Consider the following 14,140-nt stretch of genomic DNA (forward strand, 5'->3'; position numbering starts at 1 on the left):
GTTGAATGCAGGTTCCGCAAAGCCTTGAAGCTCGGCAATTTCACAGCTCTTCCATTTTATGAATGCTCAAGGCGATTCTGCAGGCGCTTTCGGCCCACGTGCTCGCGTTCTTGGGCTGTCCGGCGCAATGGAGGTTCTTGTGGCAAGAAACAGGAGAAGCGCCAGCACCGCTACGCCGCCATGCACCCAATAGGCCAGGGCGTAACCGCCGATTTGAGTGAGCCAACCGGCGACCGCATTGCTGAGTGAAGCGCCGATGCCCTGCACTGTCATGACTGCGGCAAGGCCGACATTGAAGCGTCCGGTTCCCGACAGAATCCGTTCCGCCGCGATCGGCGTCGCAATGCCGATCAGACCTGCGCCAACGCCGTCAAGGATCTGTACAGGGAAGATCGATACAAAACTTGTCAGCGTTCCGGCAATCGCGCCGCGTATGGGCAGCGCGGCAAGCGCGATAATGAACACGGAAGCGAGGCCAAAGCGCCTGATCAGCATTGGCGCGGCGAGCGCGGCAATGATCATCGCCAGCTGCGCGACCCCTATTGTAATCGCCGTCGTCCGGAACGGCGTCCCAAGCTGGACCGAAAAATTCTGCGCTATCAACCGCGTGATGGGTGCATTGCCAAAATGAAAGATCAGCAGCGTTACGGCAAGAAAGATCAAGCCCTTATTGTCGAAGAGCACGGCAAAGCCGGACGGGCCGTTGTCATTATCGCGTTCAGGAACAAGGCCGCGCGCGACGTCATTGTCGATTTCATCCGGGTCGATTGCCAGTACGGCAAGGATACTGGCGACGGCGGTGATCAGCATGAGAACGACCACGCCACTTTCGCCGAACATAAGGATGGCGCCGAATGTTCCGGCCATGGAAACGACATTTCCGGCGTGGTTCCAGAATTCGTTGCTGGCTACCTGTCCCGGAAACTTCTTCTCGCCCACGAGGCCAAGCGTGAGGCCCATGAGCGCCGGGCCGATGATCGCGCCGACAATAGCGGTCGCAGACTGCCCACCGAACACCGACAGGTTGTCGGGGCTGACAAGTGTCCAAAGCGCACCGGCATTGACCAGCACGACAGGGACAATGATCAGCAGGCGCTTGTGCCGCGACGCATCCACCATGGCTCCGAATAATGGGGTCGCCACCATTCCGAGTATGCCGCCGAGCATCGCTATGAAGCCGAGCGTTACCGGCGTCCATCCGCGCGTTGCCAGAAACCCGTCGAGAAACGGACCAAGCCCATCGCGCGCATCAGCCAAGAAGAAATTCAGCATGGCGAGTGCAATGAGCGAACGGCTGGCTAGCGATGTCTTCAGTTCCGAATTCACGACCGGCTCCACGAGCGTCGGTCTCGCTGGACCTGCGGATGCCGACAGCGTTACTCGTTGCATGGACATACAACCGTTAAAAGCCCTACGAAAGTCTAATCGGGTTGTGCCCCTCCCGGAAAGGAAACGTGCCCGACATCGAACGTCTCGATCCCCTGACCTTGTCTGGCTGAATTTCTCTCGCCCCATAGCTGAAAGCGCACGCGCGTCCAGGTCGTCGGCTCGAAAGCAGAAATCGACGCCAGCGCGCCATTCTGCTCGACATCCTCTAACACGTCGGCGCTCTCGCGCCTGCGCAAATCCGCAAGCGGCGCATAGGCCGGCGTTTCGCGAAGTTGACGCGTTGCCGTGACTGCTTCCCGGATGTTACGCGCGATCTGCGCCTCCCAGACGAACCAGGTCCGGACCGTCGGCCAGCCGAACGAGTGCGTCAGGTTGGCGAAACCATCACCGCAGATAAAGTCCGCCAGGCCGGATTCATCGTCCCAGAGATAGAAGGGCGCGTAGAGATTTTCGGTATTTCTGCTGCCTTTGCGCGCTGTCAGGTAGGCTTTGAACTTAAGGCCGGGCAGGTTATCGAGAAGCGGCCCCTTTTCGGCGATCCTTCTGTCGATGATCGACATGTCGTAGTCCGCAGGCAGCGTGAAGCTATATTGCATGGCGATCATGTCCGGGCCTCCTCGACGGCAGCGCCATCCAGCATCTGGGTTTCGCCATTGCTGAACGACCACTCGTCCCGGCTCGATGTGCTGACGATGATCATGACGTCCTCGGGTCTCACTCCCGGGGACTCTGCGAGCAATGCCACGAGCCGCTTGTAGAACGCTCTCTTGGTCGCCGTGTCGCGTGGCTTGCCCGTGGTGATGGTAAAGACGACAAAATCGTCGGAGCGCGGCCCGCCGAAATAGCTGCGATCGAATATGAGTTCGCCGGGGCGCAACTGGTGGATCGCCAGGAATCGATCCGCCGCCGGCACGTCGAATGTTTCCACCATCGCCTGATGCAGGCTGTCGGACAGCCCCTTCAAATACTCCGGCGACTTTCCCTCCAGCAGTGTGATCCGAGTGAATGGCATCGTTATAGTCCTTTGATTGCTGCGTAACTTTGCTTGACGCAGCGACTATACGCGCTCATCATAATCCTTAAAATTGGAATAATTTAAACAATTGATCCTAAAATATAGGATAGTTAAAATGCGGCAGATCACATTGGATCTCGAGGTGCTGAGGACATTCGTCGCTGGCGTCGAGCTTGGCAGCTTCGCGAAGGCTGCTGACAAGCTTGGGCGCTCAACCTCTGCGGTCAGTTCGCAATTGAGAAAATTGGAGCAGCAGGCCGGCACGGATATCTTCATCAAGCAAGGTCGCGGCCTTGGGTTGACGGATGCCGGAGAAACCATGCTGGCTTATGCCCGCCGCCTGCTCGATCTCAATGACGAGGCTATTGTAGCGATCCACGGCAGCGAACTCGAAGGCTGGGTGCGGCTTGGCCTGCAGGAGGATTTCGGCGAGACCATTTTGCCACAGGTTTTGGGCCAGTTTGCACGCGCCCATCCAAAGGTTCGCATCGAAGCCCGTGTTGCGCGCAACGCCGAATTGATCGATCGCGTCACCTCCGGGAAACTGGATCTGGCCCTCGCCTGGAGCGACGGGGCGGTTACGCCCTATTGCGAGCGCATTGCCGAGGTGCCGATGTGCTGGGTAGGTCCGGCCAACGCGTCAATTGACCGGCTGGCGGCTGCTGGCGAGCCTCTGCCCTTGGCATGCCTCGAAGCGCCCTGCCTGCTGCGCACTGCCGCCACCAACGCCCTTGATCATGCCGGCATCGCCTGGCGCCTCGCCTTTACCAGCCCCAGCCTTGCCGGGCTGTGGGCGGCAACGGCGGCAGGATTGGGCGTAACTGTTCGAACACCGGTTGGACTGCCCGCCAGCGTCCAGCCTCTGGCGCCGGCCGAAAGCCGCCTTCCTGGGCTTCCGTCCCTCAGTCTCCTCCTGCATCGCTCGCAAGCACATGCCGAACCGGCAACCCTTCGCCTCGCCTCGATCATGACCGAGGCGGTGCGCAGCGCTGTATCTGTCGAACGATAGGAGCAAACCCCAGGATGAGAATATCGTCCCAGCGGCCGTGCTAGTGTTAGTCCGCCGTCCGACGACCGAATCCGATGAGCGTTTGAAACCCTGTTTCTACGTGGCGACGCCGGCGCAGCCAGTTTCAATTTATCGGACTACAGGACCCAGGGTGCGAATACCGGCGCGTTGACCGCGACAAGCGTCGCCCCGCGCGATTGGCTGCGCTTTCCGGCCATTTCCACGATCTCGAAAGCCGAATGATCCGACAGAAGCGCGCGCAGCATAGCCGCATTGAGCCGGTGTCCGCCCCGATAGGAACGGAAACAACCGATAAACGGCGCACCCGCAAGCGCAAGGTCGCCGATGGCATCGAGCGTCTTGTGACGCACGAATTCATCCTTGTAGCGCAGGCCGCCCGGATTGATCACCGAATTGTCGTCGCCGATGACGAGCGAATTGTCGAGCGAGGAACCGAGCGCCAGGCCGGCGGCCCAGAGCTTTTCGACATCGCGCATGAACCCGAAGGTGCGCGCCCGTGCGATCTCCTTGCGGAAGGTCTTCTCGTCCATGTCGGCGGCAAATTTCTGACGGCCGATAACCGGCGTCTCGAAATCGATCTCAACCTCGTAGCGCGTGCCGTCATGGGGCCGAAACTCGGCCCAGGAAGCGCCCGACTCGATCCGCGTCGGCTTGAGAATGCGGATGAAACGGCGCTTGGCCGCCTGGCGCACAAATCCGGCTTCTTCGAAGGCATCGAGAAAGGCGAGCGACGTCCCGTCGAGGATCGGCACTTCCGGCCCATCGATTTCGATGGTCATGTTGTCGATGCCAGCGCCGGCAATCGCAGCCGTGACATGCTCGACAGTGCTGATCGTGAGACCGGCACCATTCGTCAGTGTCGTCGAAAGATCGGTCGTCCCGACTTGCGACACCAGCGCCTTGATCGGGTGCGTATCGCCCTTGCCGTCCACCCGGTGGAATACGATGCCGGTATCTGGATCGGCGGGCAGGAAGGTCAGGCTGACGGGGGCGCCGCTATGAACGCCCGCTCCGGAAAGCGTGATGCGTCCTGCAATCGTCGTCTGGAAATCGCGCATTGAACCCCTTGCCTGTGAACTTGCCGGATCGATATCCGGTCTGGACATCTGACTGACGCGCGGCGTTGCCGCGGAATCAACCACCCTGTCATATTGCAGCGCAAGATACAGATGGCGCCTTGCGAAGCAAAATCACGGTTTCGGGACATTTGTAACGAAACCGCCATGCGTGCAGCTAAGTCGTTTTCATGCCAATTCAATGGTTTTAAAGAGAAATTCCGCCACGATTTGAGTGGCGGAATTCATAATCGTTAACAATCCGTGATCAGATCAGTTGGCCTGCCGGCGCAGGAAGGCCGGGATTTCCAACTGGTCGTCTTCGGAAGCCTGACGCGACTGCGGCTGCACGCGGCCCTGATCGTCGAGCTGTCCACGGCGTGGCGCGTAGATCGACGCATCCTGCGACAGCGGGCGGCGCGGCTCGGCCGGGCGCATTGCCGGTTCGCGCGGCTGCGCCGGCTCGAGGCGTGCGGTCTCGTCTTCGCGGCGGGTCAGGCCAGCGGTCAGGCGCTTGAGGAGGCCCATCGGTCCGCGGTCTTCCTGCGGCTCGTAAGCGGCCTGCTCGCGGCCATGATCGCGCGACGCCATATCCCGTGCGCTGAGTTCCGCCTGAACGACAGGCGGGAAATCGGCGACGTTGGGCATGCGTGGCGCAGCAGGCTGCAAGGGAGCGGCCTGCATTTGCGGCTGCGGTGCAGGCTGATGCACGGGCTGAACCGGTGCGGCAGCGATCGGTGCATCGAAGACTTCCGGTGCAGGAGCCTGGAAGATCCGGCTTTGCGGACGGAACTCCTGCTCGATTGGCTGCGGTGCGCGCTGCGGAACGTCGTATTCGGCGGCGCGGATCACATCGGCGACCGGATCGGCGGTGCGGACGGCCGGCTGCTGTACAACCGGGCGGGCTACTGTCTCGATCCGTGCTGCCGGCTGCGGCGCGGGCTTCGCCACAGGCTTCATCGGCTGGCGAAATTCGATCGGCGCAGGCGCCGATTCCCCAACCTGCTTGTCGATGCCGGTAGCGACGACCGAAACGCGGATGATGCCTTCGAGGCTTTCATCGAATGTGGCGCCGAGGATGATGTTGGCATCCTGGTCGACTTCTTCGCGGATACGCGTTGCAGCCTCGTCCACCTCGAACAGCGTCATGTCGCGGCCGCCGGTGATCGAGATCAGGAGGCCCTTGGCGCCGCGCATCGAGGTTTCGTCGAGGAGCGGGTTGGCGATCGCAGCTTCCGCGGCAGCCATTGCGCGGCCATCGCCCGAGGCTTCGCCGGTGCCCATCATGGCCTTGCCCATCTCGCGCATCACCGAGCGAACGTCGGCGAAATCGAGGTTGATGAGGCCTTCCTTGACCATGAGGTCGGTAATGCAGGCAACGCCCGAATAGAGAACCTGGTCGGCCATCGCGAAGGCGTCGGCAAAGGTCGTCTTGTCATTGGCGATGCGGAAGAGGTTCTGGTTCGGAATGACGATGAGCGTATCGACATTCTTCTGCAGGTCGGCGATGCCCATGTCGGCGGTGCGCATGCGGCGCTGGCCTTCGAAATGGAATGGCTTGGTGACGACGCCGACGGTGAGGATGCCCTTTTCGCGCGCCGCACGGGCAACGACCGGTGCAGCGCCCGTACCCGTACCGCCGCCCATACCGGCGGTAACGAAGCACATATGGGTGCCCGACAGATGATCAATGATCTCGTCGATGCACTCTTCGGCGGCTGCGCGGCCGACTTCCGGCTGCGATCCAGCGCCGAGGCCTTCGGTAACGGCAGCGCCCAGCTGAATGAGGCGTTCCGCCTTCGATTGCGACAGCGCCTGTGCGTCGGTATTGGCCACAACAAACTCAACACCGCGCAAGCCGGCATTGATCATGTTATTGACCGCATTGCCACCGCCACCGCCAACACCGAACACGGTGATGCGGGGCTTAAGCTCGGTAATATCCGGCTTTTGCAGATTGATGCTCATGTGTCTCGTTCCTTTTCGTCCTTACCGCCTCGCCGCTGCGGCATTTTCTTTTGGGTTTCCCCGATTGATCAAAAACTCTCTCTCAGCCACTGGCCGATACGCTGAAAACGCCCACCTGTACCTGTCATCAGCGATGATGAACCGGCCTTTACAGAACGCTCTTCGATGCCTGCTACCTGCGGATAGATCAAAAGACCGACCGCTGCGGAGAAGGCCGGACCCTTGGCTGCTTCGGGAAGCCCCGTAACGCCGAGAGGACGACCTATGCGCACATTGCGAGCCAGGATGCGGCGGGCGACTTCCGGCAGCCCTGCCAACTGACTGGCTCCACCTGTAAGTACGACGCGCTTGCCGACGATCTGCCCATAACCGGACTGATTGAGACGGTCGCGCGCAAGCTCCAGCGTCTCCTCGACGCGGGCGCGGATGATGCGCGTGAGCACGGCACGCGGATATTGATTGGGGACATCCCGCGCATCGTTGCCGAGCGGCGACACGCTGATGAGATCGCGATCGTCGGCCGCGCTCGGCAGGGCCGAACCGTGCATCACCTTCAGCCGCTCGGCATCGTCCATATGCGCGGAGAGGCCGCGTGCGACGTCCATCGTCACGTGATTGCCGCCGATGGCGATGGCGTCGGCATGAATGAACTTGCCCTCGGAGAAGACGGAGATGGTGGTCGTGCCCCCGCCCATGTCGATGCAGGCGGCACCCATCTCGGCTTCGTCGTCGACGAGGGCCGAAAGGCCGCTGGCATAGGGTGTCGCGATCATCGCCTCGACCGAGAGATGGCAGCGATTGACACAAAGCTCAAGGTTGCGCAGCGGAGCGGCATCCGCCGTCAGCACGTGCATATCGACACCGAGCGTATCGCCGATCATGCCGAGCGGATCGCGGATGCCGCGCTCGCCATCGAGACCGTAGGCAACCGGCAGGGAGTGGACGAGATGCCGTTCGGTGGCAAGCGCCTGCTTGGCGCCGGCGGCAAGAACGCGGCGGATGTCGGCCTGGTCGACTTCATGGCCACCAAGATTGATGCTGGCGGAGAACGTCTCGCTCTTGAGCCGTCCGGATGAAATATTGACGATCATCGAGTCGACCGTGAGCCCTGCCATGCGCTCCGCCGCGTCGACGGCAAGGCGGATCGCCTGTTCGGCCGCATCGAGATTGACGATGACGCCGGACTTGATGCCACGCGACTTCTGGTGACCGATGCCGAGCACTTCTATGCGATGGGTACGGCCAGGCAGAAGCGCGCTTTCCTCGCGCGGACGCAACCGCGCAATGATGCAGCAAACCTTGCTCGAGCCGATGTCGAGAACCGTCAAGGAGCGCGTCCGCTTGGCGGATGGCGCTCCATTCGAGGTGCTCTTTCCGTTCAGAATACTCATACACGCTTCTCCGAACGCTTTGGCGCCTTGTCCCGCGCCTTCAAATACTCAACACGCTGCATCATCGCGTCGGGCGTCAGCCGCACGACCACGCGGTCTGTCAAACGCATGTCCACCGAGGCGATGTCGCGCGACAGGATGCCGGACTTGTTGTCCATTTCGACGATGTCGGCGAGAGCCTGCTTGATCTGCCCCTCGGGCAGCATCACCGTCACGCCATTCTTCAGGAACAGGTCCCAGCGACGATCGCCAACGCGCGCATAGGCTTTTGCCTCAGCTGCGATCTGCGGGAACGCCGCCATCTGCGCGAACAACAGCTTCGCCTGCTTTTCGGCGCCGGCACCGATAACCAGCGGCAGCGTGGCACTGCGTCCGCCCGTATAGGGGACGATCACGCGGCCATCCGCATCGATCACCGAAAGCTCGGAGCCGTTTTGCCAGACCGCCAGCGCGGTGCGCTCGTGGATCGAGATCTGGATGGTGTTGGGATAGACCTTGAAAACATCGACGGATTCGACCCAGGGCAGCGTCGCAACCGCCTTTTGCGCATCCGCTGCGCTCAGTCCGACCAGCGAGGTCTCACCGTCGAGCCCGAGCGCGCCGAGGACATCGATCTCCGAAGTTTCACTGTTGCCGACAACCTTCACGTCCTCGATGGCAAAGCCGAAGGTCGAAGTCGTTACTTTCACGACCTCCGGGGCATGTCCGCCGAGGATCGCACCATAGGCGCCGGTCAAGGCAAAGAAGGCAACCGCGCCGATGGTGCCAACATGATTGGGGATCGTGAGCTCGCCTTCGACGAGGCGCGAGAAGACGCGGACCGGCTTGCGCAGGAATTTCGGCAGGACGACGCGGAAGCGGCCAAAACCCGCCGTGCGGTCCGAACCGACCGTCACTGCAGCGCGCGGATGCGCATTTTTAGCCTTCAACGCAAACACGATGCGTCCTCCACCATCCAACTCAACAATTCACCGAAGGTATGCCCCGCAGCTTTGGCGATATCCGGTACAAGGGATGTTGGCGTCATGCCGGGCTGGGTATTCACTTCCAGCCAGATAAGCTCGCCATCTTCGGAAAAACGGTCGTCGTAACGGAAGTCCGACCGGCTAATTCCTTTACATCCAATTGCCTGATGCGCCTTGAGTGCCAGTGTTTGTACTTTTTGGTAAATTTTTAGTGAAATTTTAGCCGGCACCACATGATTTGATCCGCCGGCAACGTATTTTGAATCATAATCGTAGAACTGGTGGCCAACGGGGATGATTTCGCACACGCCGATGGCGACATCGCCCATGACAGCGCAGGTCAATTCGCGGCCGTGAATGTAGCGTTCGACCATGACCGTATCGCCATATTTCCAGTCGGGCGAAGTGATGACCTGGGGCGGATGCGACTGATCCTCCTTGACGATAACGACGCCAAAGCTCGAACCTTCATTGACCGGCTTAACGACATAGGGCGGCTTCATCGGATGCGCCGACGTGAAGTCGAACCGGTTCATTACCTTCGCTTCCGCGACAGGCACGCCGGCCGCCTTGGCAACGATTTTCGCCTGCTGCTTGTCCATGGCAAGCGCCGAGGCCAGCACGCCGGAATGGGTATAGGGAATTTCAAGAAATTCGAGGATACCCTGGATCGTACCGTCCTCGCCGAAGGGACCGTGAAGGGCATTGAAGGCGACGTCGGGCCGAAGGTCGTTCAGGACGCTGGCGATGTTGCGGTCGACGTCGACGCGGGTGACGGCATAGCCTTCGGCCTCCAAAGCATCGGCGCAGGAATTGCCGGAAGAAAGGCTCACCGGACGCTCCGATGAAAAGCCGCCCATCAGCACTGCAACATGCTTTTTCGCCATCAAGGCATCCCCTCGAATTTCCCCATCAACGCGAAAAAAGACATGAGTCCGGGCACGTCCGGCGGCCGGGACCGCAGACACCCAAGGCTGGCAAAAAAGCAGCCGACTCAAATCAGTTAACGCTTGTCCCTAAAGAATCAGAGAGTTGATTCGCTGACAAGCCCTCAATGATTCAACAATGAAATTCGCCGTAAAAAAATGCGGGTACTCAGGCAGCGCGTGCCGCGGCTTCAATGGCTTCCGCCACCCACTCATTAAGGCTCTTGTTTTCAGATGCCGCAGCCAAAACGGCAGCCTCGTGGATTTCCGCAGGGAGCCTGACATTGAAACGCCCCGAGTACTCACGGAACGGGGCAATACCCTTTTCCGCGCACATATCGAGGTAGACCTTTAGCGACCGGCGGCCTTCCTCCATCAGCCCTTCAACACTATCCGCGTAGAAATCGGCTCCTCCGGACAGACCGAGAAACTCGCCCCGGATCATCTCGATATCCGGGTCGTAGGAAACGACCGCCTTGTGGCCTTCAATCTGGATAACGTTCTTCATGGCCTTATACCGTGGCTCTCCAACCATTTTCGAATGCTTGCAATGGCGCCCTTATCGGTATCCGGTGAAGGATGCGGACGGTGAAACACCCTGATTTCACCGAACAAAAAGACGCCAAGACGCGACCCTTCGCGCTCCGTGAGTTCAGCGCCCAAACCAAGCAATAGAGCCTCGACATCCGACCAGCGAATGGAGCCGCTGGCCGGCCGCGCAAATATTTGCTGCAGGGTCACGCAATGGCGACGCTTTAGATTTAGTACCATATTTAAGTACCACTGAAAATTGATTTTTTGGCAAAGGATTGTAAAAGCTATTAAAAAAACGACGGTCCTACAACAACTGCCCCATGAATTCCTGCACATCCTGGCCGGTACGGAACCGCCCTAAGCGCTTTATCTCCCAATGGAGCCGGATGCCGGAGTTCTTCAGGACGTTGGCGCGGATCGTCTCGCCCAGGGTCTCGAGGTCGTGTCCGCTCGCCGTGCCGGTGTTGATCATGAAATTGCAGTGCATGGGCGACATCTGGGCGCCGCCGATCATCAATCCGCGCCCGCCGGCCTTGTCTATTTCCTTCCAGGCCGACGACCCTTCCGGATTCTTGAAGGTCGAGCCGCCGGTTTTTTCGCGTATCGGCTGAACGGTCTCGCGGTGGTGCTGAACCGCGTCCATCGCCGACTGAATTTCGGCCCTGTCGCCGGGTGTGCCTTCGAACAGGGCCGAGGTGAAGATAAGATCGCTCGCCGCACCCGAATGGCGGTAGGCGTAGCCCATGTCGGCATTGGAAAGCACATGACGCTCGCCCTTGCGGTCGAGCGCGCGCACCTCGACGACGCGTTCGCGCGTTTCGACGCCGTTCGCGCCCGCATTCATGCGCAAGGCTCCACCGATACCGCCGGGGATGCCGTGGTAGAAATGAAAGCCGGCGATTCCGGCTTCGAGCGCTGCGGCAGCAACGCGCTTGTCCGGCGTTGCTGCGCCTGCGCGCAGTTGCACGTCACCGGCCCGCTCGACTTCGCCAAACCCTTTGGCGGAGAGGCGAACGACGAATCCCGGAATACCGCCATCGCGCACCAGAAGGTTGGAACCGATGCCGACCGTGAGGATCGGATACTCAGCAGGTACTGCTTTGAGGAATTCGGCAAGGTCTTCTTCATCCGCTGGCTGGAACATGACTTCGGCCGGTCCCCCGGCGCGAAACCAGGTGACTTTCTCCATGCCCATATTGGGGGTCAAGCGGCCACGCAGCTTCGAAAATCGATCGCCCAGCTTCTTCAGCAGGGCCTCGCCGTCAACCAGTGAGTACATATTATCCTTCCAACGGTTCACAGCGCCGCACATCCCGCTGGCGGCGCAACCGCCAAATCTAGATCGCCGCCAGTTCCTTTGGCAAGGCATAGGCCCATTGCGTGATATTGCCGGCACCCAGAAAAATGACGAAATCGTCTGGCTTGGCAATCTGGGCAATCAGCGGCGCGATTTCCTGGGGCCCGCTGATATAGCGCGCGTCCCTGTGAGCGGCCGTGCGGATGCGCGAAACCAGAGCTTCCGAATTGACGCCCTCGATCGGATCCTCCCCTGCCGTATAGACCGGCGCCACGATAACCGTATCGGCATCGTTGAAGCAGGCGGCAAAGTCGTCGAAAAGGCTGGCGAGCCGGGTAAAGCGATGCGGCTGCATGACGGTTATCACCCTGCCCTTGGCGGAATCGCGCGCTGCCCGCAGCACCGCCTTGATCTCAACCGGGTGATGGCCGTAGTCGTCGAAAATCTCGACGCCCTGCCATGAACCCGTATGGGTGAACCGACGCTTGACGCCGCCGAACGATGCGAGCCCCTTCTTGATGTCCTCGGCCGAAATGCCGAGCTCATTGGCGACGGCGATTGCAGCCGTGGCGTTCGACACATTGTGCCGGCCGGGCATTGGCAGATGCAGACCTTCGATCACCATCGTATCGCCGGTCTTGCGCTTGGCGATCTGGACATCGAATGTCGAGCTTGCGCCATTGACGGCAAGGTTGACGAAACGCACATCGGCCTGCGGATTTTCACCATAGGTGATGACCCGGCGGTCCTCGATGCGCGAGACCAGCGACTGCACTTCCGGATGATCGAGGCACATGACGCCGAAGCCGTAGAACGGCACGTTCTCGACGAACTGGCGGAAAGCCTCCCGCACGCGGTCGAAGGTCCCGTAATGATCGAGATGCTCGGGATCGATATTGGTCACGACGGCAATGTCGGCGGGAAGCTTCAGAAACGTGCCGTCGCTTTCATCCGCCTCGACGACCATCCAGTCGCCCTCACCCATGCGTGCATTCGTACCATAGGCGTTGATGATGCCACCATTGATCACCGTCGGATCGAGATTGCCGGCGTCGAGCAATGTTGCCACCATAGAGGTCGTCGTGGTCTTGCCATGGGTGCCGCCAATGGCAACCGCCTGACGGAAACGCATCAGTTCGGCGAGCATTTCAGCGCGGCGAACGACGGGCAGCAGCTTTTCGCGCGCCGCGACGAGTTCCGGGTTGGATTTTCGGATCGCCGTCGAGACGACCACCACTTCCGCGTCGCCGAGATTGTCGGCCGCGTGACCGACGAAGACCTCGATGCCTTTCTCGCGCAGACGCTGCACATTGGCGCTGTCGGACTGGTCCGACCCCTGCACCTTGTAGCCGAGATTATGCAGAACCTCGGCAATGCCGCTCATGCCGATACCGCCGATACCGATGAAATGAACGAGACCTATGTTGAGCGGCATCTTCATGGACGCACTCCTTTTTTGAATTTTTCGACGCTTTGGCCGGTTGCAATAGCCTCTGCGAGGTCGGCAAGCAACCTTGTCGCCTCCGGCTGGCCGGTGCTTCGGGCTTTCTCGGCGGTCATGGCCAGCCGGTCGGGCTCGTTCATGGCATTGGCAAGGATCGAGGCGATGCGTTCCGGCGACAGTTCCGACTGCTTGATCACTTCCGCGCCGCCGGCCGCCGCGAGCGCCGCGGCATTGGCCGCCTGGTCATGGTCGAGCGCATGCGGAAACGGCACGAGCACGGCCGGTCGTCCAATGGCTGCGATCTCCGAAACCGTCGACGCCCCCGACCGGCAGAGGACGAAATGCGCCTCGGCGATGCGGCGCGGCATATCCTTGAAGAAGGGAGCGACCTCCGCCCTGATGCCGAGCGCATCATAGGCAGCGCGGACCTTGGCTTCGTCTTCGGGGCGGGCTTGCTGCGTCACCACCAGTCGCGCCCGGTTCTCGCGTGACAGCAATTCGATCGCCGCGGGGATCGCCGCCGAGAAATATTGCGCGCCCTGACTGCCGCCAAAGACGAGGAAACGGAACGGCCCCGATACCTGCGCTGGCTCATAGGTTTTTCCGACCTCGGCCAGAACCTCGGGCCGCACGGGATTGCCCGTCAACACCGTCTTCTGCGCGAATGGCCCGCCATTATCGGGCAGGAAGCCACCGGCAATTGCGGTCACGCGCGCCGCAAGCGCCTTGTTGGCGCGGCCCATGACCGCATTCTGCTCGTGAATGAGCGTCGGAATATGCAGCGATGTTGCCGCATAGAGCGGAGGCAGCGTCGGGTAGCCGCCAAAGCCGGCGACGAGCTTCGGCTTCATCGCCCGAAACAGCTTGCGTGAATCGAGATTGCCCTGCCACAGGGTCCAGAACGTCCTGGCGAGCGAAAAGGGATTGCGCCCGCCAATCGTAGCCGAGCGTACGACGTGAATTGCTTTTGCCGGAAATGCGCCGGTAAACCGCTCCGCCCGGTCGTCTGTGGCAAGATGAACTTCCCAATCGCGGGCGATCAACTCATGTGCGAGCGCCTGAGCCGGGAAAAGATGACCGCCGGTTCCGCCGGCGGCAAGAAAGATAATCCCCTTTGCCATGACCC

Annotated in this window: 14 protein-coding genes; 1 reads left to right on the top strand and 13 read right to left on the bottom strand. The window is 60.7% G+C overall.

Annotated features, from left to right (window positions below; genetic code table 11):
• Positions 1 to 66 precede the first annotated feature (66 nt).
• From AC1DNI_RS09245 to AC1DNI_RS09255, 3 genes are all read right to left on the bottom strand, one after another.
• Positions 67 to 1,272, bottom strand: a complete 1,206-nt coding sequence (locus AC1DNI_RS09245; RefSeq protein ID WP_477691787.1) for an MFS transporter — start codon at positions 1,270 to 1,272, stop codon at positions 67 to 69.
• A 149-nt stretch (positions 1,273 to 1,421) separates the two neighbouring features.
• The gene (locus AC1DNI_RS09250) at positions 1,422 to 1,994 is read right to left on the bottom strand and encodes a DUF4865 family protein (protein ID WP_477691670.1); all 573 of its coding nucleotides are present in this window, start codon (positions 1,992 to 1,994) and stop codon (positions 1,422 to 1,424) included.
• Positions 1,991 to 2,401: a tautomerase family protein gene (locus AC1DNI_RS09255; RefSeq protein ID WP_477691671.1), complete on the bottom strand. Its 411-nt coding sequence runs from the start codon at positions 2,399 to 2,401 to the stop codon at positions 1,991 to 1,993. Before AC1DNI_RS09255 ends, AC1DNI_RS09250 begins: the two co-directional genes overlap by 4 nt.
• Positions 2,402 to 2,519: 118 nt before the next feature.
• On the opposite strand from AC1DNI_RS09255, the gene AC1DNI_RS09260 reads away from it, so the two are divergent.
• Entirely contained in the window at positions 2,520 to 3,413 is an 894-nt protein-coding gene (locus AC1DNI_RS09260) for a LysR substrate-binding domain-containing protein (protein WP_477691672.1), read from the top strand.
• Positions 3,414 to 3,550: 137 nt separating this feature from the next.
• On the opposite strand, the gene lpxC is transcribed toward AC1DNI_RS09260, so the two are convergent.
• The 10 genes from lpxC to murG form a co-directional block, all read right to left on the bottom strand.
• Complete coding sequence (gene lpxC / locus AC1DNI_RS09265) at positions 3,551 to 4,492, bottom strand: UDP-3-O-acyl-N-acetylglucosamine deacetylase (protein WP_477691788.1); 942 nt, start codon at positions 4,490 to 4,492, stop codon at positions 3,551 to 3,553.
• A 270-nt stretch (positions 4,493 to 4,762) separates the two neighbouring features.
• Positions 4,763 to 6,457 carry a cell division protein FtsZ gene (gene ftsZ / locus AC1DNI_RS09270; protein WP_477691673.1) on the bottom strand — a complete coding sequence of 565 codons (1,695 nt, stop codon included), beginning with the start codon at positions 6,455 to 6,457 and terminating at the stop codon, positions 4,763 to 4,765.
• Between the two features lie 68 nt (positions 6,458 to 6,525).
• Positions 6,526 to 7,848 carry a cell division protein FtsA gene (gene ftsA / locus AC1DNI_RS09275; RefSeq protein WP_027231896.1) on the bottom strand — a complete coding sequence of 441 codons (1,323 nt, stop codon included), beginning with the start codon at positions 7,846 to 7,848 and terminating at the stop codon, positions 6,526 to 6,528.
• Complete coding sequence (locus AC1DNI_RS09280) at positions 7,845 to 8,786, bottom strand: cell division protein FtsQ/DivIB (protein ID WP_477691674.1); 942 nt, start codon at positions 8,784 to 8,786, stop codon at positions 7,845 to 7,847. Before AC1DNI_RS09280 ends, ftsA begins: the two co-directional genes overlap by 4 nt.
• The gene (locus tag AC1DNI_RS09285; protein WP_091945037.1) at positions 8,774 to 9,700 is read right to left on the bottom strand and encodes a D-alanine--D-alanine ligase; all 927 of its coding nucleotides are present in this window, start codon (positions 9,698 to 9,700) and stop codon (positions 8,774 to 8,776) included. Before AC1DNI_RS09285 ends, AC1DNI_RS09280 begins: the two co-directional genes overlap by 13 nt.
• A gap of 208 nt (positions 9,701 to 9,908) precedes the next feature.
• Complete coding sequence (locus tag AC1DNI_RS09290) at positions 9,909 to 10,247, bottom strand: type II toxin-antitoxin system HicB family antitoxin (protein WP_027231899.1); 339 nt, start codon at positions 10,245 to 10,247, stop codon at positions 9,909 to 9,911.
• Positions 10,244 to 10,609 (bottom strand): type II toxin-antitoxin system HicA family toxin, encoded by a 366-nt coding sequence (locus AC1DNI_RS09295; RefSeq protein ID WP_477691675.1) that lies wholly within the window; start codon positions 10,607 to 10,609, stop codon positions 10,244 to 10,246. Before AC1DNI_RS09295 ends, AC1DNI_RS09290 begins: the two co-directional genes overlap by 4 nt.
• Entirely contained in the window at positions 10,578 to 11,552 is a 975-nt protein-coding gene (murB, locus tag AC1DNI_RS09300) for a UDP-N-acetylmuramate dehydrogenase (protein WP_477691676.1), read from the bottom strand. The genes AC1DNI_RS09295 and murB overlap by 32 nt, the downstream gene beginning before the upstream one ends.
• 58 nt (positions 11,553 to 11,610) lie before the next feature.
• Positions 11,611 to 13,011, bottom strand: coding sequence for a UDP-N-acetylmuramate--L-alanine ligase (gene murC, locus AC1DNI_RS09305; RefSeq protein WP_477691677.1), 1,401 nt, complete (start codon positions 13,009 to 13,011; stop codon positions 11,611 to 11,613).
• On the bottom strand, positions 13,008 to 14,135 hold the full coding sequence (murG, locus tag AC1DNI_RS09310; RefSeq protein ID WP_477691678.1) for an undecaprenyldiphospho-muramoylpentapeptide beta-N-acetylglucosaminyltransferase: 1,128 nt from the start codon (positions 14,133 to 14,135) through the stop codon (positions 13,008 to 13,010). The genes murC and murG overlap by 4 nt, the downstream gene beginning before the upstream one ends.
• Positions 14,136 to 14,140: the final 5 nt, after the last annotated feature.

It is taken from the genome of Phyllobacterium sp. 01N428, from assembly GCF_056399405.1.

Excerpts from the sequence above, each read along its gene's own strand:
- AC1DNI_RS09245 (WP_477691787.1), bottom strand. The coding sequence starts at position 1,272 with ATGCTGAATTTCTTCTTGGCTGATGCGCGCGATGGGCTTGGTCCGTTT.
- AC1DNI_RS09250 (WP_477691670.1), bottom strand. The coding sequence starts at position 1,994 with ATGATCGCCATGCAATATAGCTTCACGCTGCCTGCGGACTACGACATG.
- AC1DNI_RS09255 (WP_477691671.1), bottom strand. The coding sequence starts at position 2,401 with ATGCCATTCACTCGGATCACACTGCTGGAGGGAAAGTCGCCGGAGTAT.
- AC1DNI_RS09260 (WP_477691672.1), top strand. The coding sequence starts at position 2,520 with ATGCGGCAGATCACATTGGATCTCGAGGTGCTGAGGACATTCGTCGCT.
- lpxC (WP_477691788.1), bottom strand. The coding sequence starts at position 4,492 with ATGCGCGATTTCCAGACGACGATTGCAGGACGCATCACGCTTTCCGGA.
- ftsZ (WP_477691673.1), bottom strand. The coding sequence starts at position 6,457 with ATGAGCATCAATCTGCAAAAGCCGGATATTACCGAGCTTAAGCCCCGC.
- ftsA (WP_027231896.1), bottom strand. The coding sequence starts at position 7,848 with ATGAGTATTCTGAACGGAAAGAGCACCTCGAATGGAGCGCCATCCGCC.
- AC1DNI_RS09285 (WP_091945037.1), bottom strand. The coding sequence starts at position 9,700 with ATGGCGAAAAAGCATGTTGCAGTGCTGATGGGCGGCTTTTCATCGGAG.
- AC1DNI_RS09290 (WP_027231899.1), bottom strand. The coding sequence starts at position 10,247 with ATGAAGAACGTTATCCAGATTGAAGGCCACAAGGCGGTCGTTTCCTAC.
- AC1DNI_RS09295 (WP_477691675.1), bottom strand. The coding sequence starts at position 10,609 with ATGTGCAGGAATTCATGGGGCAGTTGTTGTAGGACCGTCGTTTTTTTA.
- murB (WP_477691676.1), bottom strand. The coding sequence starts at position 11,552 with ATGTACTCACTGGTTGACGGCGAGGCCCTGCTGAAGAAGCTGGGCGAT.
- murC (WP_477691677.1), bottom strand. The coding sequence starts at position 13,011 with ATGAAGATGCCGCTCAACATAGGTCTCGTTCATTTCATCGGTATCGGC.
- murG (WP_477691678.1), bottom strand. The coding sequence starts at position 14,135 with ATGGCAAAGGGGATTATCTTTCTTGCCGCCGGCGGAACCGGCGGTCAT.